Here is a 22,363-nt window from a genome sequence, read left to right as displayed (position 1 = left end):
CAGGCCTTGTTCCTCGGACAGGGGCAAGAGCCGAAGCAAGACGCGGCAATTGGGCGGAGACGATGATGAGTGAAGGCAAGACCACCTCGAAAGCCAAGGCGACCAAATCGGACAAGGCATCGCACGGCAGCGAAGACCTGGCGCAGATCCTGGCCGATCAGATTCGCGCCGGGCTCCTGCCCGGTGACGGCGCGGACGACGAGCCCTGGATCGAGGACGCCGCGGCGTTCCTGCTCGATGCGGCCAGGACGCGCGAGGATGGCGAGAGCGTGGTTGAAGTGGCCTCGGCGGGTGAGGAACGCCCGGTTCTGCGCGTGGCGCTCATCAACGAGGACATGCCCTTTCTGGTCGATTCGACCGCGGCCGCGCTGGCGGCGCTTGGGATCGTGATCGACCGGCTGGTCCACCCCATCGTCAATGTCGCGCGCGGGGCGGACGGGGCGCTCTCGCGCTTTGGCCCGGATGGCCATGATGAGGCCTTCACCCGCGAATCGATGATCTACATCGAGATGGCACGCGTCGATGCCCGCCAGCGCGGCGAATTGAAGCGCACCCTGGAAGCCATGCTGGCCGACGTGCGCAGTGCGGTCGCGGACTGGCCGCGCATGGTCGACGCCCTCCACGAAGACGCCTCCACCATCGAGGACCGCGAGGGTGCCGCCCTGCTGGAGTGGTTCGCTTCGGGCATGCTGACGATCCTGGGGCACGTCACGCGCGGGCGCGATGAAAGCCACTCCAAGCGCCTGGGCATCTGCCGCCGCGGGGTGAAGACACTTCTCTCCGATGCCAGCTACGAGCGCGCGTTCGCCACGTTCGATGCCCAGCTCGCCGAGGGCAAGCTGAGCGTGCCTATGGTCATCAAGGCCAACCGCGTGTCGAGCGTGCACCGCCGTGTCCCGCTCGACCTGTTCCTCGTGCCCGTCATCGAGGAGGGCAAGGTCACCGCGCTTTCGGTCCATGCGGGCACCTGGACCAGCGAGGCGCTGGCCTCGCCGCCCGACCGCGTGCCGCGCCTGCGCGGTGTGCTCGCGCGTATTGCCGCGAACATGAACTGCGATCCGCGCAGCCATACCGGCAAGGCGCTCGCCCACGCGCTGACCAGCCTGCCGCACGATCTGGTGCTTGGCCTCGAAGATGCTGACGTCGAACGGCTGGCGGGCACCATGACCGGCCTTGTTGACCGGCCCCGGCCCCGCCTGCTGCTGGCGACCGCGCCGCTCATGCGCCACCTCTTTGCCTTTATCTGGCTGCCACGCGACCTGGTCTCGACCAAGATGCGCCACCGTATCCAGGCGCTGGTCGAGGAAGCGGCCAACGCGCCCGCGCTCGATTGGACGCTGGTGGTGGAGTCGGGCAGCCTGGCCATGCTGCGCTACACCTTCGACATTCGCGAAGGTGCGCAGGAGCCCGACGAGGCGCAGCTTGATCACCGCCTCCAGGTGCTGCTGCGCGGCTGGACCGAGGCGGTTGCCGCCGTCCTTGCCCAGCAGCTTGAGCCCGCGCGCGCCAACGCCATCGCGGGCCGCTATGCGGAAAGTTTCCCGCTCGGCTACCGCAGCGAATATGGTCCGGCCGAAGCCGCCATCGACATCGCCCACATGCGCAAGATCGTGGTCGGCGAGGCGGGCGAGGCCGCGCGCGCCACGGGCCAGCGCGATGCGCGCCTCTACGCTCACGAACAGGACGAAGAGGGCAATCTGCGCCTGAAGATCTACCAGGCCGCAGGCCAGTTGCCGCTCTCCGATGCGGTTCCTGCGCTCGAGAATTTCGGCTTCCGCGTCCTGGCCGAAGTGCCGACGGTGCTCGACCAGGGGCGCATCGGCACGATCCACGACTTCACGCTCGAACTTCCCGCAGGCACCGAGCCCAATGCGGTCCTGGGCCTGGCGCCCATGATCGAGGATACCTTGTGCGCGGTCCTCAATGGCGAGGGCGAGAACGACGCGTTCAACCGCCTGGTGCCGGGACTTGGCCTCTCCAAGCGTGAGGCCAACTGGCTGCGCGCCTTCTACCGCTACCTGCGCCAGGGCGGCATGCACTTCGGCATTGCGACCGTGGTCGAGGCGCTGCTTGGCGCGCCCAAGGTGACGCTTGGCATTGTCGACCTCTTCCGCGCGCTCCACCAGCCTGACTTCAAGGGCGTCCGCAAGGCCGCGCAGGACAGTGCCGAAGAAGCCATCCGCGAGGGTCTGGCCGGGGTTGGCGCCATCAACGATGACCGTCTGCTGCGCGCCTACCGCGACCTCGTGCTCGCCATGCTGCGCACCAATGCCTTTGCCCCGCACGCGCAGGTGGCACTCGCTTTCAAGTTCGATTCCGCAGGCGTTCCCGGACTCCCCAAGCCGCTGCCCTGGCGCGAGATCTTCGTTTATTCGCGCCGGGTCGAGGGCATCCACTTGCGGGCCGGGCCGATCGCACGCGGGGGCCTTCGCTGGTCGGACCGGCGCGATGACTTTCGCACCGAGATCCTGGGTCTGATGAAGGCGCAGCGAGTCAAGAACGCGGTGATCGTGCCGACCGGCGCCAAGGGGGGCTTCTATCCCAAGCAGCTGCCCGATCCCACGCGCGACCGCGCGGGCTGGGCAGCCGAAGGGCAGGCAAGCTACGAAATCTTCATTGCAACGCTGCTCTCGGTCACCGACAACATTGTCGAAGGCAAGGTCGTCCATCCCGAATGCGTCGAGATACGCGATGGCGAGGACCCCTACTTCGTGGTCGCGGCGGACAAGGGCACGGCCAAGTTCTCCGACGTGGCCAATGGTATCGCGGAATCGAAGGACTTCTGGCTCGACGATGCCTTCGCCAGCGGCGGCTCGAACGGCTATGACCACAAGGCCATGGGCATCACCGCGCGGGGCGCCTGGGTCTCGGTGCAGCGCCACTTCCTCGAAATGGGGATCGACGTCCAGACCGACCCGGTCCGTGTCGTGGGCTGCGGGGACATGTCGGGCGACGTGTTCGGCAACGGCATGCTGCTTTCCAAGGCGATCAAGCTGGTGGCAGCCTTCGACCACCGCCATATCTTCATCGACCCCGATCCCGACCCGAAGACCGGCTGGGACGAGCGCAAACGCCTGTTCGAGCTCACCCATTCGAGCTGGGACGATTACGACAAGTCGCTCATCTCCAAGGGCGGCGGGGTCTTTCCGCGCTCGATGAAGTCGATCCCGCTCAGCCCGGAAATCCGCAAGGCGCTCGGCGTCGAGGTCGAGGCGCTCGACCCGGATTCGCTGATTTCCGCGATCCTGTGGGCCAAGGTCGACCTGCTCTGGTTCGGCGGCATCGGGACTTACGTGAAGGCTTCGAGCGAGAACAACGCGACCGTGGGCGATCCCGCCAACGATGCGCTGCGTGTCAGCGCCAACGAGGTGGGCGCGCGGGTTATCGGCGAGGGCGCAAACCTGGGCGTCACACAGGCCGGGCGCATCGAGTTTGCGCTCAAGGGCGATGAGGGGCGCGGTGGGCGTATCAACACCGACTTCATCGACAATTCGGCGGGCGTCGACTGCTCGGACAACGAGGTCAACATCAAGATCGCGCTCGCCGCGGCACGCCGGGCGGGCAAGCTCACCGAGAAAAAGCGCGTGGCGCTGCTGCGCGACATGACCGAGGAGGTCGCCGAGATCGTGCTGGAGGACAACCGCCTCCAGGCCCTTGCCCTATCCATCGCCGGGCGCGGCGGGGCGGACACGGTCCACTCGCACATCCGCCTCATCGAAATGCTGGAAGAAGGCGGCAACCTCGACCGCGTGACCGAAGGGCTGGCTGAGAATGAGACGCTGGTTCGGCGCGGGCAGGAGGGGCGCGGATTGGTCCGCCCCGAGCTTGCCGTTCTTCTCTCCAGCAGCAAGCTGGTCCTGCAAGACGCCATCGAGAACAGCTCGCTGCCCGATGGCGAGACCCTGGCCCCGATGCTGGTCGGGGCTTTCCCCGAGCCGATGCAGGCGAAGTACAAGCCCTTCATCCGCGAACACCGCCTTGCGCGTGAGATCATCGCGACCAAGCTTGCGAACCGCATCGTAAACCGCCTTGGCCTCGTCCATCCCTTCGAGGTGGCCGAGGAAGAGGGCGCGACGCTGGGGCAGATGGCCGCGGCCTTCGTTCTGGCCGAGGACATGTTCGATCTGGGCGACTTGTGGAGCCAGCTCGAGACTGCCGAGATGCCCGAGGAGGCACGCCTCGCCCTCTTTGACCGGACGGCCGGAGCGATGCGCTCGCACATGGCGGACCTCTTGCGGGCAGGGGCAGGCCGCGTGGCGCCGGGTGAATTGAAGGACCGCCTCAAGGGCGGCATGAAGATCCTCAAGGCCGACGTCTACGACCTTCTGGGCGAACACGCGCAGGGGCAATCGAAGCGCATCTTCGAGAGCCTGCGCGAGCTTGGCGCGCCCGAGGAGCAGGCCCGGGCGGTAACGCGCCTGTTCGACCTCGATGGCGCGGTCGGCATCTCCGATCTTGCCGCCGAAACGAAGATCGCGGCGCGCGAACTGGTGGAGGCCTTCACCTCGCTCGGCGCCGGGTTGGGGCTCGACTGGGCGCAGGCGAGCGCTGCCCTGATGACGCCGACCGATCCCTGGGAGCGCCTGCTGGTGGCGGGGCTCGCCCGCGATTTCCAGCAGATGCGGCTTGATTTCCTGAAGGCGCTGGTGCGCACCAAGGCGGGCAAGAACGACCTGGATGGCGCGACCGCACAGTGGACGCGTGAGAATTCGGCCGCGATCTCGGCTTTCCGCACGGTCGTGCGCCGGGCCGAGGAAGCAGGGACCCATACACCCGCGATGCTCGCACAGATCGCGGTGCAGGCGCGCAACCTGCTCAAGCGCTGAACGTCCCTCGCGCGGGGCGGATCAGTCTGCGGACTGGTCTGCCGCGCGCGGGTGGACGAAGCGCTTGGCGATGGTGCGCGCCAGCCAGGGGCCCAGCAGCAGGATCGCAGCCATGCGCGCGGTCTGCAGCGTCATCACGAAGCCCACGTCAACGGGCGAGGAGGCCGCGACGATGGCGATTGAATCCATGCCGCCCGGGCTCGTCGCGAGGTAGGCCGTGGCGATGCTGACGTTCGCGATATGCGAAAGGCCAAGGCCTAGCAGAAAACAGGTCCCCATCATGGCGGCTATCGCAACAAGGACGGCGGGAAAGACCGTGCGGGCGCGCTGGATCGTCTCGATCGTGAAGCGCGAGCCGATGCCCCAGCCCACCACCATGTAGGCGACGGCGAGGAGGGCGCGCGGGACCGCGAAGCTCTCGACGAGGCCGCTGGCGTGGAGAATGGTGCCCAGAACCAGGGGGCCCAGGATGTTGGGGGCAGGCAAGCGCACCAGGCGTCCGAGGAACAGGCCCGCAGCTGCCGTAGCGAGCGTCGCCAGCATGGGGATCGGCGCGACCGGCCAGAACCAGGGCTGCGAGGCGGTGGTGACCGCGTGGGCGGAGCTTTCCTCACCCAGCGTCATCGCCAGCGCCGAGGCGCCCAGCGTGACCATGACCACGCGCACGTAGGTCATGAAGGCGACCATGCGGAAGTCCTCCCCGCTGTCGCGCGCCATCAGCACCATGGCGGTCGCAAGGCCCGGCGCGGAGCCCCAGATCGCGACGGCGCCCGGCAGAATGCGAAAGGCGGCGAGCAGGATGCCCGTGCCGAAAGCGACGAAGAGCGTGGCAAGCGCGCCGCCGATGAAGATCGGCCAGTCGGCCGCAAAGCGTGCGACGACCTCAGGGCCCATCGAGGAGGCGATGAGACAGCCGACGATGGACTGCGCCGCTGCGAAAAGGCCCGGGTTCGCCTTCATCTCGTAGTCGCGCAAGGCGAAAGCGATGGCCGCGAACATGGGGCCGAGCATCAGGCTGGCCGGGATGTGAAGCAGGTTTCCGCCCGCGCCCAACACCACCGAGAGGGCAATGAGAGCAAGCCAGCGCTGCGGGTGCGAAGGAAGAAGGGTCACGCGGGTTCCGGCGCTGTTGTGCGGGAGAGGGCTGTTGTCACCGCTCTGCGCGCAGGTGCGGACAAATGCAATCCTTCGCACTTGCAGCAATCCGGCTGGCGGATGAAGTGGGCTCGTCCTCAGCCCAGCGGAAGCTTGAGCGGCGGCTTGATCGTTTCCAGAACGATGATCGATTTCACGTCCCGCACGCCGGGGATGCGCAGCAGGGACTTGAGCGTGATCTGCGAGAGATGCTCGACATCGCGCGCGATGACGTGGACCAGATAGTCCATGTCGCCGGTCACCGCATGGCAGGCGATGACATAGTCGTTGTCCTGGATCGCGCTTTCGAAGCGCTCGATGTTGACGTCCGAATGGGCATCAAGGTTGATGAGCACGTAGGCATTGAGTTCCAGCCCCAGTTTGCGCAGATCGAGCACGGGCTGGTAGCCCCGGATCACGCCGTCCTCCTCCAGCTTGCGGATACGGCGGCTGACCGGCGTCGCCGACAGCGCGGCGTGTTCGGCCACTTGCGCCACGGGCATGCGCGCATCTTCCTGAAGCGCGGCGAGGATCTTCCGGTCGAATTCGTCCAGCGGCATGAATCATCCAATCCCAGGTTGTTTCTTGGTGGAATACACCATGAAGGCCCTTCTGGGGAGCGTAGTGCGCACGAAACCGGCGCGGTCGCTGTGGTACTATAATTCCCATGAAGACACCGCAGACGACAACAAGCGAAAGTGGTCTTCGTGGAGAGTATGGCAAGGTGGGCGCGGACTACACCGCGGCGCAGGAGTGGGATGCCTATACGCCCGCGATGCACGACAGGTGGCGCCGCCTCTACCGGGCGCAGGCCGAACTGACGCGTCGGCACGGCTGCCGCGCGTTCGGGGAGGGATTGGCGCGGCTCGATTGCGCGCAGGCCATTCCGCGCTTTTCGGACGCGAACCGTGTGCTGGAGCCGGCCACCGGCTGGCGCCTCGTCGCCGTGCCCGGGTTCATTCCGGACGCGGTCTTCTTCGAGCACCTGGCGCACCGCCGCTTCCCGGTCACCCGCTGGCTGCGCGAGGAGCACGAGCTCGACTACCTCGTCGAACCCGACGTGTTTCACGACTTCTTTGGCCACGTGCCGATGCTGCTGGACCCGGCCATTGCCGATTTCCTGCAGGCCTATGGCACGGCGGGCGCGCGGGCGATGGAGCTGGGCGCGCTCGACATGCTGGCCCGGCTCTACTGGTACACCATCGAGTTTGGCCTCGTGCGCGAGGACGGCGCGCTCAAGGTGTTCGGGGCAGGGATCCTGTCTTCGGCGGGCGAGACGCGCTTCTCGGTGAGCGACCCGGACGTGCTGCGCCTGCCCTTCGATCCCTTGCGGATCATGCGCACGGGCTACCGCATTGACGCCTTCCAGGAGACGTACTTCGTTCTGGAGAGCCTGCCCGAGCTCGTCGAGCGGCTCGTCGCGCTCGACCTTACGCCTTTTTATGCGCGCTGGCGCCACGCGCCGCCGATTGCCCCGGGCACGTGCCTGCCGGGCGAAACGACATTCACTAATCTGGGAGAGACTGCATGACCGACCTTTTCGAGAACCCGATTGGCCTTGATGGCTTCGAGTTCGTCGAGTTTTCCGCGCCCGAGAAGGGCGTGCTCGAACCCGTGTTCACCGCGATGGGCTTTACCCGCGTGGCGCGCCACCGCTCCAAGGACGTGGAGCTGTGGCGCCAGGGCGGGATCAACTTCATCACGAACTACGAACCGCACAGTCCGGCCTGGTTCTTCGCGCGCGAGCATGGTCCTTCGGCCTGCGGCATGGGCTTTCGGGTCAAGGACGCGCGCGCGGCCTACGAGGAATTGCTGCGCCGCTCGGCCGAGCCGGTCCATGTCGAGACCGGCCCGATGGAGCTGCGCCTGCCCGGCATCCGGGGCATCGGCAACTCGATCATCTACCTCGTCGACCGCTACGAAAGCGCGTCCGATCCGGCGGCTCTCTCGATCTACGACATCGACTTCGCCTACCTGCCCGGCGTCGAGCGCCATCCGGCGGGCGCGGGGTTCAACATGATCGATCACCTGACGCACAACGTCTACGGCGGGCGCATGGCCTACTGGGCGGACTACTACGAGAAGCTCTTCAACTTCCGCGAGATCCGCTACTTCGACATCAAGGGCGAGTACACCGGCCTCACCTCCAAGGCGCTGACGGCCCCGGACGGGCGCATCCGTATCCCGCTCAACGAAGAGGGTGAGGGCGGGAAGGGCCAGATCGAGGAGTTCCTGCGCGCCTTCAACGGCGAGGGGATCCAGCACATTGCCCTTATCACCGATGACCTTGTCGCTGCGTGGGATCGTCTCAAGGACCTCGGCGTCCCCTTCATGAGCGCGCCGCCTGAAACCTACTACGAGATGCTGGCCGAGCGCCTGCCCGGCCATGGCCAGAACGTGGGCCAACTGCAGGCGCGCGGCATCCTCCTGGATGGAACGACCGAGGGAGGGCGTCCGCGTCTTCTTCTCCAGATCTTCGCCGAGGCGCAGGTGGGCCCTGTCTTCTTCGAATTCATCGAGCGCCAGGGCGACGACGGTTTCGGCGAAGGCAACTTCAAGGCGCTGTTCGAATCGATGGAGCGCGACCAGGTCCGCCGCGGCGTCCTCCACGTCGAGGAGAACGGCGCGAAGGACTGAGAAAGACGGGGGACGGTGGAGCGTTCAGGGAGCCACCGCCTCCGCCGCGTGCCGGACTTCCCTTCCTCCGGGTCGAGGTCCGGCACGCCCCCACACGAGACACCGGGAGAGAATGCCATGACCCAACTTCCTGCACCGTCGCTTGGCGGCATCCACCATGTCGCCTACCGCTGCCGCGATGCGAAGGAGACCGTGGACTTCTACCGGGACGTGCTGGGCATGGATTTCCAGCTCGCCATCGCGGAGGACAAGGTGCCCTCCACCGGCGCGCCCGATCCCTACATGCACGTCTTCCTCGATTGTGGGGGCGGCAATGTACTGGCCTTCTTCGAGCTGCCCAATTCGCCTGCGATGGACCGCGACCGCGCGACACCCGAATGGGTCCAGCACATCGCCTTCAAGGTCGACAGCGAGGACGATCTCCTCGCGGCGAAGGCGCGCCTGGAGGCGCGCGGGCTGGACGTGGTGGGACCGGTTCACCACGGGGTGTTCAAGTCGATCTATTTCTTCGACCCCAACGGCCACCGGCTGGAACTGGCCTGGCAGTTCGGCACGTCCGACCAGATGGGGCGCCTCAAGGCCGTGGCCGACGACATGCTGGAGGAATGGAGCCGCACCCGCCGTGCCCCGCGCCACGCGGCTTGGCTGCACGAGGAAGCGGCGCAGGGTTGAGGCTATCGGGACGATGCCATCATCCATCAAAGAAAGAACGTAAAAGGAAGAAGTCATTTCAAGGGGCCATCGCCCCTTGACCCCAGAACGGGCGACCTCACCTTTCTCAGCCAGCGCGGCGTGTCGGAGGTGAGGCTGACAGTTCGGGGAGCCCGAGGGCGATGGCCCTCGGAATTATCCTTCTTCCTACTGCACCTTTCTTCCAACGAAAAAGCCCGCCGGGATGACCGGCGGGCTTTTCATGTCATCGGGGGCGATGCGCTTAGCGCAGGCGCACCGGGATGAAGATCGGCGGGTTACCGCGCGGCTGGACGCGCAGCAGCATGGCCGAGCGCTTCTCCGACTTGGCGGCTTCGACGGCCTTGGCGAATTCGGCCTTCGAGTTCACTTCCTTGCCGTCGGCCAGCAGCACGATCATGCCACGGCGAAGGCCCTTCTGGGCCGCGTCCGAGGCCGCATCGACGCCGGCGATGACCACGCCCTTGGACGGATCGCTGACGCCCAACTGGCGCGCGATCTGCGGGCTCATGTCGATCACCGAGACGCCGAGGGTCTCCTCGATCACACCCTGGGTGTCTTCCTGGCCCCGATTGTCGAAGGGGTTGGTGTCGGAATCGTCGTCCGGGTTGAACGCCTGGCTCAGTTCGTCCTCGCCAGGGCGCTTGGCGACCGTGGCGTTGAGCGTGATCTTGCGGCCATCGCGCAGGACCACCAGCGGAATGCGGCTGCCCGGCTCGGTGTTGGCGACGAGGAAGGAGAGCGACTGCTCGCGGTTCACTTCCTTGCCGTCGACCGAGATCACGACGTCGCCCGCCTTCATCCCGGCCTTGGCCGCAGCGCCTTCGGGCTCGACCGCCTGGATGAATTCACCCTTGTTCTTTTCCACGCCCAGCGCTTCGGCAAGATCGTCGTTGAGCGGCTGGATGCGCACGCCCAGATAGCCGCGCTCGATCGCCTCACCCTTGATGAGCTTCTGGACGATGGGCGCTGCGGTCTCGGCGGGAATGGCAAAGCCGATGCCCACGCTGCCGCCGGTCGGCGAGAAGATCGCGTTGTTGATGCCGATGACGTTGCCGTTCATGTCGAACATCGGGCCGCCCGAGTTGCCCCGGTTGATCGCCGCGTCGGTCTGCAGGTAGCGGTCATAGGCGCCGCCGCCGCCGGTGTTGCGGTAGACCGCCGAGATGATGCCCGAGGTGACCGTGCCACCGAGGCCAAACGGGTTGCCGATGGCGATGATCCATTCGCCCACGCGCGACTTCGAGCTGTCGCCGAACTTCACGAAGGGGAAGGGCTTGTCGCGGCTGATCTTGAGCACGGCCAGGTCCGAGGCGGCGTCCTTGCCGACGAGCTTGGCCGGGTACTCGGTGCCGTCGGGCATGGTGACGGTGATCGATTCGACCTCGCCCTTGCCGTCTGCGGTGATCACGTGGTTGTTGGTGACGACATAGCCGTCCGCCGAGATCACGAAGCCCGAACCCAGCGACTGCGCCTCGCGCGTCTGGGGCGAGCCGCCGCGATTGCCGAACAGGCCCTCGAAGGGGGTGCCGGCAAACGGGTTGGCCTGCTGCTGGACCTGGATGCGCTGACGCGTCGAGATGTTGACGACGGCAGGGGCCAGCTGCTCGGTGAGATCGGCGAAGCTGGCCGGCGCGCCGGAGCGCGGCACGACATGCGTCATCTGGCTGGCTTCGTTCTGGGCGACTTGCGCCCCGGCGGGATATCCGGTCGCCAGCGAGAGGGTGGCGCCTCCCAGAAGGAGGGCGGTGGTCAATCCATAAGCGTATCGCACGGGCTTCACGTCCTTTGATTCCTCCGTTGCAACGGTGTCACGGCACCGTTTGTTCCGACCCCGCACCCCGGATGAAGCGGCGCAACTTAACCGGGTTTGAATGGTGCGGGGCTCGGGCTGGTATCTGTCCAAAAATCCGGGCCGTTCAGGGCTGGCGGAAGTGCTTGAGGTAGGCATTGTCCGGCGAAAGCAACAGGGTCTTCGATCCGGATTCGCCATCCTTGGCAAATGACACGTCGTAGCTCTGCATGGCGCGGTAGAAGTCGTAGAAGGCCGGGTCCTTGCCGAAGCTCTCGGCATAGATCCCCGCCGCTTCGGCTTCGGCCTCGGCGCGGATGATGCGAGCATCGCGCTGGCCGCGCGCCGTGATCGTCTTGGCCTCTTCCTGGCGCGAGGCGACCATGCGGTTGAAGGCGCTTTCCTGCGCGCCGTCGGGAAGGTCGGCCCGCTTGATGCGCACGTCGACGACGCGTGCGCCGTACTGCCGGGCCTCGCTGTCGAGCAGGTCGCGGATGTTCGCCATCGCCTGCCCGCGCTCGGCGGTCAGCAGCGAGGTGAAGGTCCGCTTGCCCAGTTCCTGGCGCACGTTCGAGGACAGGATCGGGATCAGCTGCTGCGTCACGTTCTCGGTGGTGCGCGCGGTTTCGATCATCTTGACAGGGTCCGTGATGCGGTAGCGGGCATAGGCATCGACATTGACGCGCTGCTGGTCGGTCGAGAGCACCTGTTCCTGGCTCATGTCGACGGACAGCAGACGCTTGTCGATGCGCTGGACGCGCTCGTAGCCGGGAATGTGGAAGTGGATGCCCGCATCGGTCGCGCCATAGGGCGCGCCCGCGACATAGGCGTTGTAGACGCGGTTGGGCTTACCACCGCGCACGATCACCACCTGCTGGTCTTCGGGCACGATGATCACGCTCATCCACAGGCCGACAAGGACGATGGCCGCGGCGACCAGGAGGCCGGTGTACTTCTGCATCGAGGCGCTCATCACTGGCCTCCCTTCGCGTTGGCATTCCCGTCCGCGCTGGCGGCCGGCGCGGCCCTGCGGGTCACTTCGGGCAGCGGGATATAGGGGGTCACGCCGTCGGCCTCGGCCACGACCGTGTCGTTGTTGCGCAGGACACGCTCCATCGTCTCGTAGTACATGCGCCGCTTGGTCACTTCGGGGGCCTGGCGGTATTCCTCGTAGACCTTGTCGAACTGCGAGGCGTTACCTTCGGCCTCGGCCAGCTTCTGCTGGGCCCAGGCGCGCGCTTCGGAACGGTCGCGCTCGGCGTCCTGCTGGGCCACCGTCACCTGCTCGAAGGCCGAGCGGGTCTTGGACGGGGGATCGGACTTCTTGATTTCCACGCCCTGGATGGCGATGCCCGACTTGTAGTAGTCGAGCAGCGTCTGCATGCGCTCGCGCACGTCCTGTTCGACGCGGGCGCGCCCATCACCCGAGATCGCATCGTTGAGTGAGATCTGCGCGATCGAGGCGCGCATCGCGGTCTCGGCGACCTCGCGCACGGTTTCCTGCGGATCGGCCAGGCGGAAGGTGTAGTTCTTCAGGTCCTTGATGTTCCAGCGCACGAGGTAGGTCAGGTCGACCAGGTTCTTGTCGCTGGTGAGCATCAGCTTCTCGCCGCTGCCTTCCGGGATGGTGTCGACGTTGAACGAACGCACGTCCTCCACCTTCACGCTTTCGACCGGCCAGGGGGCCGTCAGATTGATGCCCGAATCGATGACGCGCGAATAGCGCCCGAAGCGGGTAACGACGCCCTGTTCGCCCGGATCGAGCTGGTGAAAGCTCGACAGGAAGAGGAACAGCACCACCACGCCGCCGATGAGAAAGGGCATCCACGAGGAACCGTCGGGACGGCGCGGCATCTGCGGGAAGCCGCCGCCGGGGCCGCGCGGGCCACCGCCTCCGCCACCCTTGCGCGGATCGCGCGAACGGAAGATGTCCTCAATGCTGGCCGAACGGCGCGGCGGGGGATTGCCGCTGGGAAGCCAGGGATTGCGAGGACCCGCGCTGTCGCCCGAGCCACTCTTGTCGCCATCCCCGTCACCGGAACCGCTGCCCGAACCATCGTCCGCGCCGCTGCCGTCCTGGCCCGATCCGGTGCCATCCTCGCCCGATGAGCCGCCGCCAGAGCCCCAGGGGCTGTTGCGTCCGGCCATCTTCAGGCCTGCTCGCGTAATTGCATCGCCAATCGCTTTCATGGCGTTATCTATAGGAAGGCTTGTGCCAAAAAACACCCTTGCACCGAAAAACAGGGCCACTCTTGCCCTTTTTCCTTCGCTGGGCCACCTGAGCGCCATGAACCGCTCACAATTCCGCAAAGCGACGCCCCTGTCATGAGCACCCCCGACAGCACTCCCGATACCGAGGCGCTGCGCGCGCTTCTTCCCGCCCAGGCGCGTGAGCGTCTGCAATCGCTGCGCTGCGCCGAAGGCACGGCAACGCTGATCCTGGAGGCCTCCGGCCTTTCCCCAAGGGATCGCGCCTCGCTCGAGATCGCCTCGCGCAAGGCTTTGCTGCGCGAAGAGGATATCGCCGAAGTGCGCATCGCCTTCATGGCCGACAAGGACGCCGGTGCCGTCAAGGCGGCCCCGCGCATCCTTGCGGTCGGCTCGGGCAAGGGCGGGGTCGGCAAGTCGACGCTCTCGACCAACCTCGCCGTCGCGCTGGCGCGCCAGGGGCTCAAGGTCGGCCTGGTCGATGCCGATATCTACGGCCCCTCACAGGCGCGTCTGCTCGGCACCGAGGGGATAAAGCCTGTCGCCCATGACAAGCGGCTGGTCCCGGTGGCAAGCCCCTGGGGGGTGCCGGTGCTTTCGATGGCGCACCTTTCCGAACCCGGACAGGCGATTGCGTGGCGCGGGCCGATGGCGGCAGGGGCGCTGACCCAGCTGCTGGAAGCCCACTGGGAGGATGCCGATGTGCTCGTGGTCGACCTGCCGCCGGGCACGGGCGATGTGCAGTTGACCATGCTCCAGAAGTTCAAGCCGGCAGGGGCAGTAATCGTCTCGACCCCGCAGGACCTGGCGCTGATCGACGCGACCCGCGCAATCGAGCTTTTCACCAAGGGCGGTGTGCCCATCGTCGGGCTGGTCGAAAACATGGCGGGCTACATCTGCCCCCATTGCGGCGAGGAAAGCGATCCCTTCGGGTGCGGCGGGGCGCAGGCTTCGGCGGAAGAAGTGGGCGTGCCTTTCCTGGGGCGCATCCCGCTCGATATCGCGATCCGCACGCAGAGCGATGCCGGAACGCCGCCTGCGGCCGGTGAGGGCAAGCAGGCCGAGGCCTTCGCTGCGCTGGGTCAGCAGGTCGCCGCGTGGCTGGACAGCACGGCGGGCGCGGAGAGCAACTGATGCGCGTCACGCGTCGGGGCATTCTGGTGGGTGGACTTGTCGGCGGCGGCCTGGCCGTGGGCTGGCTGCTGCGCCCGCGCAGCTTTCCGCTGCCGCTCCAGCCCGGCCCCGACGAGCAGGCGTTCGATGCCTGGATCAAGATATCGCGCCAGGGCGTCGTCACCGTCGCCGTCCCGCAGGTGGAGATGGGGCAGGGGATTACCACTATCCTGCCGCAGATCGTCGCGATGGAACTGGGCGCGGACTGGCGCCAGGTCGCGGTCGAGCCCGCGCCGGTCAGCGCGCACTATGCCAACACTGTCCTCGCCGCCCGCTGGGGCGAGATGTGGCTGCCCGCCGCCCCGCGCCTGGTCGAGCAGCCCGAGGATCTCGTCACCCGCCGCTGGGCCGAGGACAACCGTTTCAACGTCACTGCCGATGGCACCGCGCTCGCTGCCTACGAAGCGCCCGCGCGCGCCGCGGCGGCATCCACCCGCGCGCTCCTGATGCAGGCCGCCGCCGAGCGTTGGGGCGTGGCCTGGGAGGAATGCACCGTCGCCGATGGTCTCGTCCGTCACGGGGAGCAGACCTTGCCCTTCGGCGCGCTGGCCGAGGCGGCGAGCCGTCTCGACCCGCCCGATGTACCCCCGCTCCAGCCCGTGGCACCTGCCGAGGACCCGAGCGACTTTCCTCCCGGCGCCGAGCTTGCTTTCCCGCGTTTGGATCTCCCCTCCAAGGTCGATGGCTCGTGGACCTTTGCAGGCGATGTGCGTTTGCCCGGCATGCTTCACGCCGCGATCCGGCATGGCCCCATCGCGGCGTCGAGCCGTCTCGAAACGATCGACGAGGCCCACGGCAAGGAGGTGCGCGGGTTCGAGCGGATCGTGAAGGGCGAAACGCAAGGTGTTGCCTGGGTGGCCGCGCTCGCCAGCAACGGCTGGGCGGCCGAGACTGCGCTGGAACGCATGCAGCCGCTGTTCCGCTTTGCCGGCGGCGTCGACAGCGCGGAGGTCGAGACCGCGCTCGATACGGCCCTTCGCGATGGCCATGCCCGCCGTGTCTTCGGACAGGGGGAGATGGATCTCACAGGCGGCGCCCTGCCGCTTCAGCTGCGCTACGAGGTCGCGCCCGCGCTGCACGCCGGGATCGAGACGGCGGCGGCCACCGCGCGGCTCGAGGATGGCCTCCTCGAGCTGTGGATCGGGACGCAGGCGCCCGAGGCGGCGCGGCGCATGGCGGCCGAGGCCGCCGGGCTCTCGCCTTCGCAGGTCGTCCTCTACCCCATGGCGCTGGGCGGCAGTTTCGACCGGCGGCTCGAAGTCGCTCTTGCAGGCCAGGTGGCGCGCCTTGCGCGCGAGGCGGGACGGCCCGTCCAGCTCGTCTGGTCGCGCGCCGAGGAGCATCGCGCCGGTTTCCCGCGTACGCCCGCCGTCGCGGTCATGGCCGGGCGCCCGGACACCAATGGCGGCATTGGCGCCTGGCGGGCGCGCATCGCGGTTCCGGCCAGCGGGCGTGAGTTCGGCCGCCGCCTGATCGATGGCGATACACCGGCTCAGGCCATTGCGGCGGTCGACGGCGAAGAAGATGCGCTGGTCCTCGAGGGCGCGGTGCCGGTCTACGCCATCCCGCACGTCGAGATTGATCACGTGCCCGCGCGTATCGCGCTGCCCACCGGGCGCCTTCGCGGCAACGCGCATGGCTACACCGCCTTCTTTACCGAGTGCTTTTTCGACGAAATGGCCCATCGCCATCAGAGGGAGCCCCTGGCGCTGCGCATGGCGCTGCTCGGCCAGACGCCGCGCCTTGCCGAATGCCTGCAGCGCGTTGCCTCTCTGGCGCAGTGGGACGGGGGTGCGGACCAGAGCGGGCAGGGGCTCGCCTGCCATGCGCTGGGCGGCGGCTACATCGCGGCCATCGCCAGTGTCCGGCGCGAAGAAGGCGGGGTGAAGGTCGAACGGCTGAGCGCGGTGGCCGACATCGGGCGGATCGTGAACACCGACATTGCGCGCCAGCAGATCGAGGGCGGACTGCTGTTCGGGCTCGGCCTCGCTCTTGGCTGCAGCACGCGCTACGTGAAGGGCCGCCCGCAGACCGAGACCCTGGGCGAACTGGGCCTGCCGACCTTGCGCGACACACCCGAGATCGAGGTCGCCTTCGTCACCAGCGACGCTGAGCCGGTCGATCCGGGCGAACTGGGCGTGGCTGTCGCGGCGCCCGCGCTCGCCAATGCACTTTTCTCTGCAACCGGGCTCCGTTTCCGGCGTTTGCCGCTTTTTTCCGAGGAACTGTGATGCTGCGTCCCGACACTCATCCGGCAGCCCCTGTGGGGCGTATCGGCGTCTTGCTGGTCAACCTGGGCACGCCCGAGGCACCCACCGCGCCGGCCGTACGCCGCTATCTTGCCGAGTTCCTGTCCGACCCGCGCGTGATCGAGATCCCGCCGCTCGCCTGGAAGCCGATCCTGCACGGGATCATCCTGCGCACGCGCCCGGCCAAGTCCGCGCATGCCTATAGCCAGGTCTGGACCGAGAAGGGCTCGCCGCTGGCCGCCATCACCAGCGACCAGGCCGAGGCGCTCCAGGCGCGTCTGGGCGTCGATGTCCGGGTCGATTGGGCCATGCGCTATGGCAATCCCTCGATCCCCGACCGGCTCCAGGCCTTGAAGGACGAGGGGTGCGACCGTATCCTCATCGCCCCGCTCTACCCGCAGTATTCGGGCGCAACGACCGCCTCGGTGATGGACAAGCTGGGCGAGGCGCTGAAGGGGATGCGCTGGCAACCGGCGATCCGCACGCTGCCCCCCTACTACGACCATCCTGCCCATATCGCGGCGCTCGAAGAGGACCTGGCTGCACAAATCGAGGCGCTGGCGTTCGTGCCCGAGGTGCTGCTGCTCTCCTTCCACGGGATGCCCGAACGCACGCTGCATCTGGGCGATCCTTACCACTGCCAATGCCGCAAGACCGCGCGCCTGCTCTCTGAACGGCTGGCCCGGCGCCTGCCCGATCTGCGGGTCGAGACGAGCTTCCAGTCGCGTTTCGGGCGCGCCAAGTGGCTGGAGCCGGCGACCGACGTGGTGCTGGCGAAGGAAGCGGCGGCTGGCACGAAGCGGATCGCGGTGGCGGCTCCGGGCTTTTCGGCCGATTGCGTGGAGACACTCGAAGAATTGGCCCTGCGCGGGCGCGAACAGTTCGAGGAGGCAGGGGGGCAGGACTTCGCGACGCTGACCTGCCTCAATGCCAAGCCCATCGGCATCGAGATGCTGGAAATACTTGTCCGTCAGGAACTTGGAGGCTGGTGACAGGAATTTAACCGGGCCGCGCGATTGACGCCACTCTTCTTTGTTCTACTCCTGTTCTATCGGAGCTTTACGGAGTCGGGCAGATGCGAGGGACGGACGTTTCGCACGGGGATTTCGCTTACGGGGAGGCCGGGCAGGCGCGTACCCGGCTCTCAATCTACGCGGACAGGCCCAATCTGCGCGCGGGCGTACGCGAAGACGCGGTCGCCGCCGGGCTGGAGGTTACAGCGACGGGGAGCCTGGAGGATCTCGCGTTCGAGGATGTCCGGCCGCTGGGGGACATTGTCCTTGTCGATTGCCCACAGGTCGATGCGCGCGGCACCGCCATGCTGGCGCGCCTTGATCAGACGGCCCGGCGCTCGGGCACGCGCCTCATCGTTTCGACATCGGTGGAGGCGCTCGACTGTGTTTTTTCGTGCATGGATCAGTCCGATCCGATCCTGCTGGTCGATCCCGACCGGGCGGAACGCGTGCTCGCGCTTGGCCGGGTCATGGCAACCTTCGGCCAGACGCGCCTGCGCGAACTGTCCGAGGACGACCGCCTGATGCTGCTACGGCTGACCGAACAGGTCGGCCAGATCGCCGGGCAGATCCAGCGGCTGGGACCCGGATCGGGAGCCGGGGTACCGGGCAATGGTCCTGTTTTCGACTTCGGCCAAAGGGTCGAGACGAAGCCTGGAACGAGCGCCAAGGCCGATACGCCCCCTGAACTTCCTCCGGCCGCGCTCGTGCGCCGGATCCTGCGCCAGCGCCAGCAGCGCGGGCGCTTCTTCGAAGGCGATCTCTTTGCCGATCCGGCCTGGGACATGCTGCTCGATCTCACCGCCTCGCAAGGAGAAGGGAAGCGTGTTTCGGTGACGTCGCTGTGCATCGCCTCGGGCGTGCCCCCGACAACGGCGCTGCGCTGGATCGGCCAGATGGTGGAGGCCGGGCTGTTCGTGCGGGTCTGCGATGACAGCGACCGACGACGGGCCTTCATTGCACTTTCCCAATCCACGCAGGACGCCATGGCGCGCTATTTCGCACAGCTCGAACTGTCCGGGGCGATGCCGCTTTGAGGGTGGGGGAGTTGGGCCCCAAGGGCCATAAGATAATGAAGGGGGACTACTTTCAAGGGGCCATCGCCCCTTGACCCCGGAATCGGAAACCCCGGCCTTCTCGGCGAAGGCAGCGGGCGGGACGTGAGGGATCCAGTTGGAGGATCCCGGGGAGTTGGCAAGCCGAACTAGAGGCGGCGTACACCGCGCACCCATTGCGAAGCGATCTGCTTGAGCATGGCCCGATCGTCGGGCAGCTGGGCTGCATCGTTGAGGGCGCGGGTGTCGAGAAGGACGCGCCGATCGAGCGGTTCGACGAACGCAAGGCCACACTGGTTGTGGGCGCACCAGACGACCTCGCCGAAGGCTTCATGGCGGCCCCAGGCCAGCACGACCTCGCTGCCCCGGGTGAGCCGGGCGTCGGTCAGGAAGCGCGCGCCGTTACCGGAAAGATCGGCCAGAATGACTTGGAAATCCTCGGCCAGGGTCTCGATCCGGGCCGGTAACCGCACGCGCAGGCGGCTCTGGCTGCGCCGTCCGGAGGGTACTTCGGGGCGATGCTCCAGCGCGGCGCGGGTGATGGTCCGGCGGCGTACGTGGCAATCGGAAGGATCGGTTTCGCGCATGGGTCCGGTCTTGTCACGAAACGGGCTGCTGCGGCGTTAGGGCGGGACTCGCGAAATGCCCTATCCGCAATTGTGCGGAAGGGGGCAGCCTTGGGTGTTGCAGTCGGGACGCGCCAAGGCATGTGTCCTTACGGCGGCATATGAGCTGGCGGATCGCAAGCCGGACGAAGTGGAAGACGCACTGGTCCTTGCAAGGGGCCATCGCCCCTTGCCTCCCAAAGGGCGTCCCCACCGTTCTCGGGCAAGGTTGCGTGCGAAAAGTGACCTAGACAGTTTGGGGAGCCCGAGGGCGATGGCCCTCGGACTCATTTTCCTGCCTTGGCTTGGATGTTCTCCTCTCGCATCAAGAGCCGCGCAGCGAGACCCGGCTGCTCCCTCTCCTGCCTGATGCCTGCGCTACAGTCGGCGCTTTTCCAGCTTGCGGGCGAGCGTGCGGCGGTGGAGACCAAGGCGGCGGGCCGCTTCGGAGATGTTGAAGTCACACTCCACCAGGGTCTGGTGGATATATTCCCACTCCAGCGTCTTGATCGAGGTCTTGCGCCCCTCGACCGGTATCGTGGCGTCGCCCTGCTTGCTCGCGAAGGCGGCTTCGATGTCGTCGGAATTGCTGGGCTTGGCGAGGTAGTGCGAGGCGCCGAGCTTGATCGCCTCCACGGCAGTCGCGATGCTGGCAAAGCCGGTGAGGACGACGATGTGGGTGTCGGGATCGTGCTCGTGAAGGTCCTGCACCACGGTAAGGCCGGAATCGGTGCCCAGCTTCAGGTCCACGACCGCGTAGGCGAACTGGTCCGCGCGGGCGAGCTCGGAGGCTTCCTGCGCGCTGGCCGCGCAGGCCACGCGGTAGCCGCGCCGTTCGAACGAGCGGGCAAGCGTGCGCGAAAAGGCCGGATCGTCCTCGACGATGAGCAAGCTGGGGGCGGGGGGCTCGGTGGGGGCTGGCCCGTCTTCGGGCAAGGTGGTCATGGCGTGTCGTCCTTGGTGTAGGCAAGCGCGGCGAGGGGGAGGGTCAGGCGCACACGGGCGCCGCCCGCGTCCAGATTCGCGACCTGAACCTGTCCGCCAAGCTTGCGCACCACGTTTACGACAAGGAACAGCCCAAGGCCACCGCCCGGGCGCCCCTTGGTCGAGGAATAGGGCTGGCCGACCCGCGCCAGCATCTCGGGCGTGAAGCCGGGGCCGCGGTCGGTCACCGTGACGATGATGTCCTCGCCGCGGCGTTCGAGCGCCAGCACGACGAGCTGGGGCGAGACTTCCTGGGCGTTGTCGATGACATTGCCGATGACCTGGCGAAGCCCCGGGTCGGCCACGATCACGATGTCCTCGCCGATCTCGTCGAGGAAGCGCAGTTCGCCCTCGCTGCGGGCATCCCATTCGGCAAGAAGGTCCTCGAAGAAGGCCCGTACGGTGGTGACGGCCGGGTTCACCCCGCGCATCTCGCCCGCCGACATGAGGATCCCGCCGACGATGGTCTTGCAGCGCTCAAGCTCTGTGCGCATGGCGCCAAGGTCCTCGCTCAGCTCGGGATCGTCGGCGATGCGGGGGAGGCGCGCCCAGTCCCCGAGCACGACCGAGAGCAGCGAAAGGGGCGTGCCCAGTTCGTGCGCCGCGCCCGAGGCGAGCAGGCCCATGCGGATGATGTGGTCTTCCTCGGCCGCCTGTTGCTGGAGCTCGGCGAGCGCGCTCGTGCTGTCGCGACGGTTGCGATCAAGCCGGATCACGAAAACGACGAGCAGCACGGCGGTCAGGATGAAGCAGAACAGGCTGCCCAGGAGATAGAGGCCGAAGGGATTGTCGAGGTGCTCGGCGGGCAGTTCGAGCGGGATGTAGACGAAGGTGAGGGCAAAGACGGCAAGGCTGGCGATGGCCGCGATGGCCCAGCTCCACTGCTTCTCCAGGATCACCGCGCCGATCACGATCTGCAGCAGGAACAGGAAAGTGAAGGGGTTGGTCGCGCCGCCCGAATGGTAGAGCTGCCAGGTCAGAACGCCGACATCAATGAGGAGCGCGGAGAACAGCTCGGGCTGGGGGAAGCTGGTGCGCCGCGCGAGGACGCCTGCGATCGTGAAGTTGAGGACGATCAGGAACAGCGGCGCGAGCAGGAGGGGGCCGAGCGGCAGGCGCACCGCGAACAGTTGGGCCACCCCCACGATCGTCACGAGCTGGCCGATCACCGCGATCCAGCGCAGCTGCATCAGCAGGTAGACGTTGCGCCAGCTTTCCGAGCGGGTCGCGGGGGGCGGGGCCATGAGGTGCATCAGGCCAATGAGCGGCCTGTGCGCCTCCATGCAAGGAAAATTCCGAAAAGCGAGAGTGCGCAAAGCGCAAACCAGGTCAGCGCGTAGCCGAGGTGGTTGTCTGGAAAGTGGATGACGGTAAGGCCGGGAACGGGGGGCTCGCCCGTGGCGGGACGCTCAGCCTTCTCTTCCTGGACGTCGATGAATACGGGTTCACTGCGGCCTGTCCCGCGGGCTTCCGAAAGCGCTACGAGGTCGCGCGAGTACCAGCGCTCGTCGGCGGGCCGGTTCGATTGCAGGAGGCTGCCTTCGGGCTCGGAGAGGCGCACGAGGCCGATCACGCGGACGGGGCCTTCGGGCGCGCTGGCGCGGGCGGTGGCAAGATCGGTGCCCGAGGGCAGGTAGCCCCGGTTGATCCAGACCTTGCGACCCTCCCCGGTCTCGAGGAGGGTCATCGTCCAGTAACCGGTGCCAAGGGCCGTCGCTGCGCGCACGAGGGCGGTGGCGGCGGGGCGGTACTGCCCGGCGATCTCGACGCGCAGGTATTCGTAGGAATCCTTGTGCAGCTTGCTGAGCGCATCGGGCGTGGGGAGTGTGACGGGCGCGGCGGTGACACGTGCGTTCACGCGGGCGATCAGGTCATGCTTCCAGTGCATGCGCTGGACCTGCCAGATGCCCAGCGCAAGGAAGAGGACAGCGGCCAGAAGGAGAAACGCGGCGAGCCCCCAGGGCCGCCGCGCTTCTTTCTGCGTGTCCATGTCGGCC

17 protein-coding genes are annotated in these 22,363 nt (G+C 67.1%); 8 read left to right on the top strand and 9 right to left on the bottom strand.

Translation table 11 applies throughout. From position 1 onward, the window contains the following. Positions 1–65: 65 nt before the first annotated feature. On the top strand, positions 66–4,826 hold the full coding sequence (locus LC060_RS08115) for an NAD-glutamate dehydrogenase (protein WP_226635282.1): 4,761 nt from the start codon (positions 66–68) through the stop codon (positions 4,824–4,826). Positions 4,827–4,847: 21 nt separating this feature from the next. Here the strand turns inward: LC060_RS08115 and LC060_RS08110 are convergent, their stop codons facing one another. Further along, on the bottom strand, positions 4,848–5,939 hold the full coding sequence (locus tag LC060_RS08110; protein WP_226634358.1) for an AbrB family transcriptional regulator: 1,092 nt from the start codon (positions 5,937–5,939) through the stop codon (positions 4,848–4,850). A gap of 119 nt (positions 5,940–6,058) precedes the next feature. Continuing rightward, on the bottom strand, positions 6,059–6,520 hold the full coding sequence (locus LC060_RS08105; protein ID WP_226634356.1) for an Lrp/AsnC family transcriptional regulator: 462 nt from the start codon (positions 6,518–6,520) through the stop codon (positions 6,059–6,061). Positions 6,521–6,627: 107 nt separating this feature from the next. On the opposite strand from LC060_RS08105, the gene phhA reads away from it, so the two are divergent. The 3 genes from phhA to LC060_RS08090 all read left to right on the top strand — a co-directional run bounded on the left by phhA (position 6,628) and on the right by LC060_RS08090 (position 9,269). Beyond that, positions 6,628–7,491 (top strand): phenylalanine 4-monooxygenase, encoded by an 864-nt coding sequence (gene phhA, locus LC060_RS08100; protein WP_226634355.1) that lies wholly within the window; start codon positions 6,628–6,630, stop codon positions 7,489–7,491. After that, positions 7,488–8,597 carry a 4-hydroxyphenylpyruvate dioxygenase gene (gene hppD, locus LC060_RS08095; protein WP_226634353.1) on the top strand — a complete coding sequence of 370 codons (1,110 nt, stop codon included), beginning with the start codon at positions 7,488–7,490 and terminating at the stop codon, positions 8,595–8,597. Before phhA ends, hppD begins: the two co-directional genes overlap by 4 nt. Positions 8,598–8,714: 117 nt before the next feature. Then, positions 8,715–9,269 carry a VOC family protein gene (locus LC060_RS08090; protein WP_226634352.1) on the top strand — a complete coding sequence of 185 codons (555 nt, stop codon included), beginning with the start codon at positions 8,715–8,717 and terminating at the stop codon, positions 9,267–9,269. A gap of 262 nt (positions 9,270–9,531) precedes the next feature. Here the strand turns inward: LC060_RS08090 and LC060_RS08085 are convergent, their stop codons facing one another. From LC060_RS08085 to hflK, 3 genes are all read right to left on the bottom strand, one after another. After that, positions 9,532–11,061, bottom strand: coding sequence for a Do family serine endopeptidase (locus tag LC060_RS08085; RefSeq protein WP_226634350.1), 1,530 nt, complete (start codon positions 11,059–11,061; stop codon positions 9,532–9,534). A 145-nt stretch (positions 11,062–11,206) separates the two neighbouring features. After that, positions 11,207–12,052, bottom strand: coding sequence for a protease modulator HflC (hflC, locus tag LC060_RS08080; RefSeq protein WP_226634349.1), 846 nt, complete (start codon positions 12,050–12,052; stop codon positions 11,207–11,209). Further along, positions 12,052–13,269, bottom strand: a complete 1,218-nt coding sequence (gene hflK, locus LC060_RS08075) for a protease modulator HflK (protein WP_413465096.1) — start codon at positions 13,267–13,269, stop codon at positions 12,052–12,054. The genes hflC and hflK overlap by 1 nt, the downstream gene beginning before the upstream one ends. Positions 13,270–13,404: 135 nt before the next feature. On the opposite strand from hflK, the gene LC060_RS08070 reads away from it, so the two are divergent. From LC060_RS08070 to LC060_RS08055, 4 genes are all read left to right on the top strand, one after another. Beyond that, positions 13,405–14,421: an Mrp/NBP35 family ATP-binding protein gene (locus tag LC060_RS08070; protein ID WP_226634347.1), complete on the top strand. Its 1,017-nt coding sequence runs from the start codon at positions 13,405–13,407 to the stop codon at positions 14,419–14,421. Then, positions 14,421–16,691, top strand: a complete 2,271-nt coding sequence (locus LC060_RS08065) for a molybdopterin cofactor-binding domain-containing protein (RefSeq protein WP_226634346.1) — start codon at positions 14,421–14,423, stop codon at positions 16,689–16,691. Before LC060_RS08070 ends, LC060_RS08065 begins: the two co-directional genes overlap by 1 nt. Continuing rightward, positions 16,691–17,701, top strand: a complete 1,011-nt coding sequence (gene hemH / locus LC060_RS08060; protein ID WP_226634344.1) for a ferrochelatase — start codon at positions 16,691–16,693, stop codon at positions 17,699–17,701. The genes LC060_RS08065 and hemH overlap by 1 nt, the downstream gene beginning before the upstream one ends. Before the next feature lie 83 nt (positions 17,702–17,784). Next, entirely contained in the window at positions 17,785–18,759 is a 975-nt protein-coding gene (locus tag LC060_RS08055; protein WP_226634342.1) for a MarR family transcriptional regulator, read from the top strand. Positions 18,760–18,926: 167 nt separating this feature from the next. Here LC060_RS08055 and LC060_RS08050 read toward each other — a convergent pair whose 3' ends face one another. The 4 genes from LC060_RS08050 to LC060_RS08035 form a co-directional block, all read right to left on the bottom strand. Next, positions 18,927–19,364, bottom strand: a complete 438-nt coding sequence (locus LC060_RS08050) for a PilZ domain-containing protein (protein WP_226634341.1) — start codon at positions 19,362–19,364, stop codon at positions 18,927–18,929. A gap of 396 nt (positions 19,365–19,760) precedes the next feature. Next, the gene (locus LC060_RS08045; RefSeq protein ID WP_226634339.1) at positions 19,761–20,327 is read right to left on the bottom strand and encodes a response regulator transcription factor; all 567 of its coding nucleotides are present in this window, start codon (positions 20,325–20,327) and stop codon (positions 19,761–19,763) included. Beyond that, the gene (locus LC060_RS08040; protein WP_413465095.1) at positions 20,324–21,649 is read right to left on the bottom strand and encodes an ATP-binding protein; all 1,326 of its coding nucleotides are present in this window, start codon (positions 21,647–21,649) and stop codon (positions 20,324–20,326) included. The genes LC060_RS08045 and LC060_RS08040 overlap by 4 nt, the downstream gene beginning before the upstream one ends. Next, the gene (locus LC060_RS08035) at positions 21,619–22,356 is read right to left on the bottom strand and encodes an SURF1 family protein (protein WP_226634337.1); all 738 of its coding nucleotides are present in this window, start codon (positions 22,354–22,356) and stop codon (positions 21,619–21,621) included. Before LC060_RS08035 ends, LC060_RS08040 begins: the two co-directional genes overlap by 31 nt. Positions 22,357–22,363: the final 7 nt, after the last annotated feature.

Origin of the sequence: Novosphingobium profundi (genome assembly GCF_020524485.1) — a bacterium.
GTDB classification, from domain to species: Bacteria; Pseudomonadota; Alphaproteobacteria; order Sphingomonadales; family Sphingomonadaceae; genus Novosphingobium; species Novosphingobium profundi_A.
Note: the sequence above shows the minus strand (reverse complement) of the source record. Positions and strands in the feature narration are given on the sequence as shown.

What these genes read in the sequence shown, in the direction of transcription:
- LC060_RS08045 (WP_226634339.1), bottom strand. Translation starts at nt 20,327, where the DNA reads ATGACCACCTTGCCCGAAGACGGGCCAGCCCCCACCGAGCCCCCCGCC.
- LC060_RS08050 (WP_226634341.1), bottom strand. Translation starts at nt 19,364, where the DNA reads ATGCGCGAAACCGATCCTTCCGATTGCCACGTACGCCGCCGGACCATC.
- hflC (WP_226634349.1), bottom strand. Translation starts at nt 12,052, where the DNA reads ATGAGCGCCTCGATGCAGAAGTACACCGGCCTCCTGGTCGCCGCGGCC.
- hemH (WP_226634344.1), top strand. Translation starts at nt 16,691, where the DNA reads ATGCTGCGTCCCGACACTCATCCGGCAGCCCCTGTGGGGCGTATCGGC.
- hppD (WP_226634353.1), top strand. Translation starts at nt 7,488, where the DNA reads ATGACCGACCTTTTCGAGAACCCGATTGGCCTTGATGGCTTCGAGTTC.
- phhA (WP_226634355.1), top strand. Translation starts at nt 6,628, where the DNA reads ATGAAGACACCGCAGACGACAACAAGCGAAAGTGGTCTTCGTGGAGAG.
- LC060_RS08040 (WP_413465095.1), bottom strand. Translation starts at nt 21,649, where the DNA reads ATGGAGGCGCACAGGCCGCTCATTGGCCTGATGCACCTCATGGCCCCG.
- LC060_RS08035 (WP_226634337.1), bottom strand. Translation starts at nt 22,356, where the DNA reads ATGGACACGCAGAAAGAAGCGCGGCGGCCCTGGGGGCTCGCCGCGTTT.
- LC060_RS08105 (WP_226634356.1), bottom strand. Translation starts at nt 6,520, where the DNA reads ATGCCGCTGGACGAATTCGACCGGAAGATCCTCGCCGCGCTTCAGGAA.
- hflK (WP_413465096.1), bottom strand. Translation starts at nt 13,269, where the DNA reads ATGAAAGCGATTGGCGATGCAATTACGCGAGCAGGCCTGAAGATGGCC.
- LC060_RS08055 (WP_226634342.1), top strand. Translation starts at nt 17,785, where the DNA reads ATGCGAGGGACGGACGTTTCGCACGGGGATTTCGCTTACGGGGAGGCC.
- LC060_RS08090 (WP_226634352.1), top strand. Translation starts at nt 8,715, where the DNA reads ATGACCCAACTTCCTGCACCGTCGCTTGGCGGCATCCACCATGTCGCC.
- LC060_RS08070 (WP_226634347.1), top strand. Translation starts at nt 13,405, where the DNA reads ATGAGCACCCCCGACAGCACTCCCGATACCGAGGCGCTGCGCGCGCTT.
- LC060_RS08115 (WP_226635282.1), top strand. Translation starts at nt 66, where the DNA reads ATGAGTGAAGGCAAGACCACCTCGAAAGCCAAGGCGACCAAATCGGAC.
- LC060_RS08065 (WP_226634346.1), top strand. Translation starts at nt 14,421, where the DNA reads ATGCGCGTCACGCGTCGGGGCATTCTGGTGGGTGGACTTGTCGGCGGC.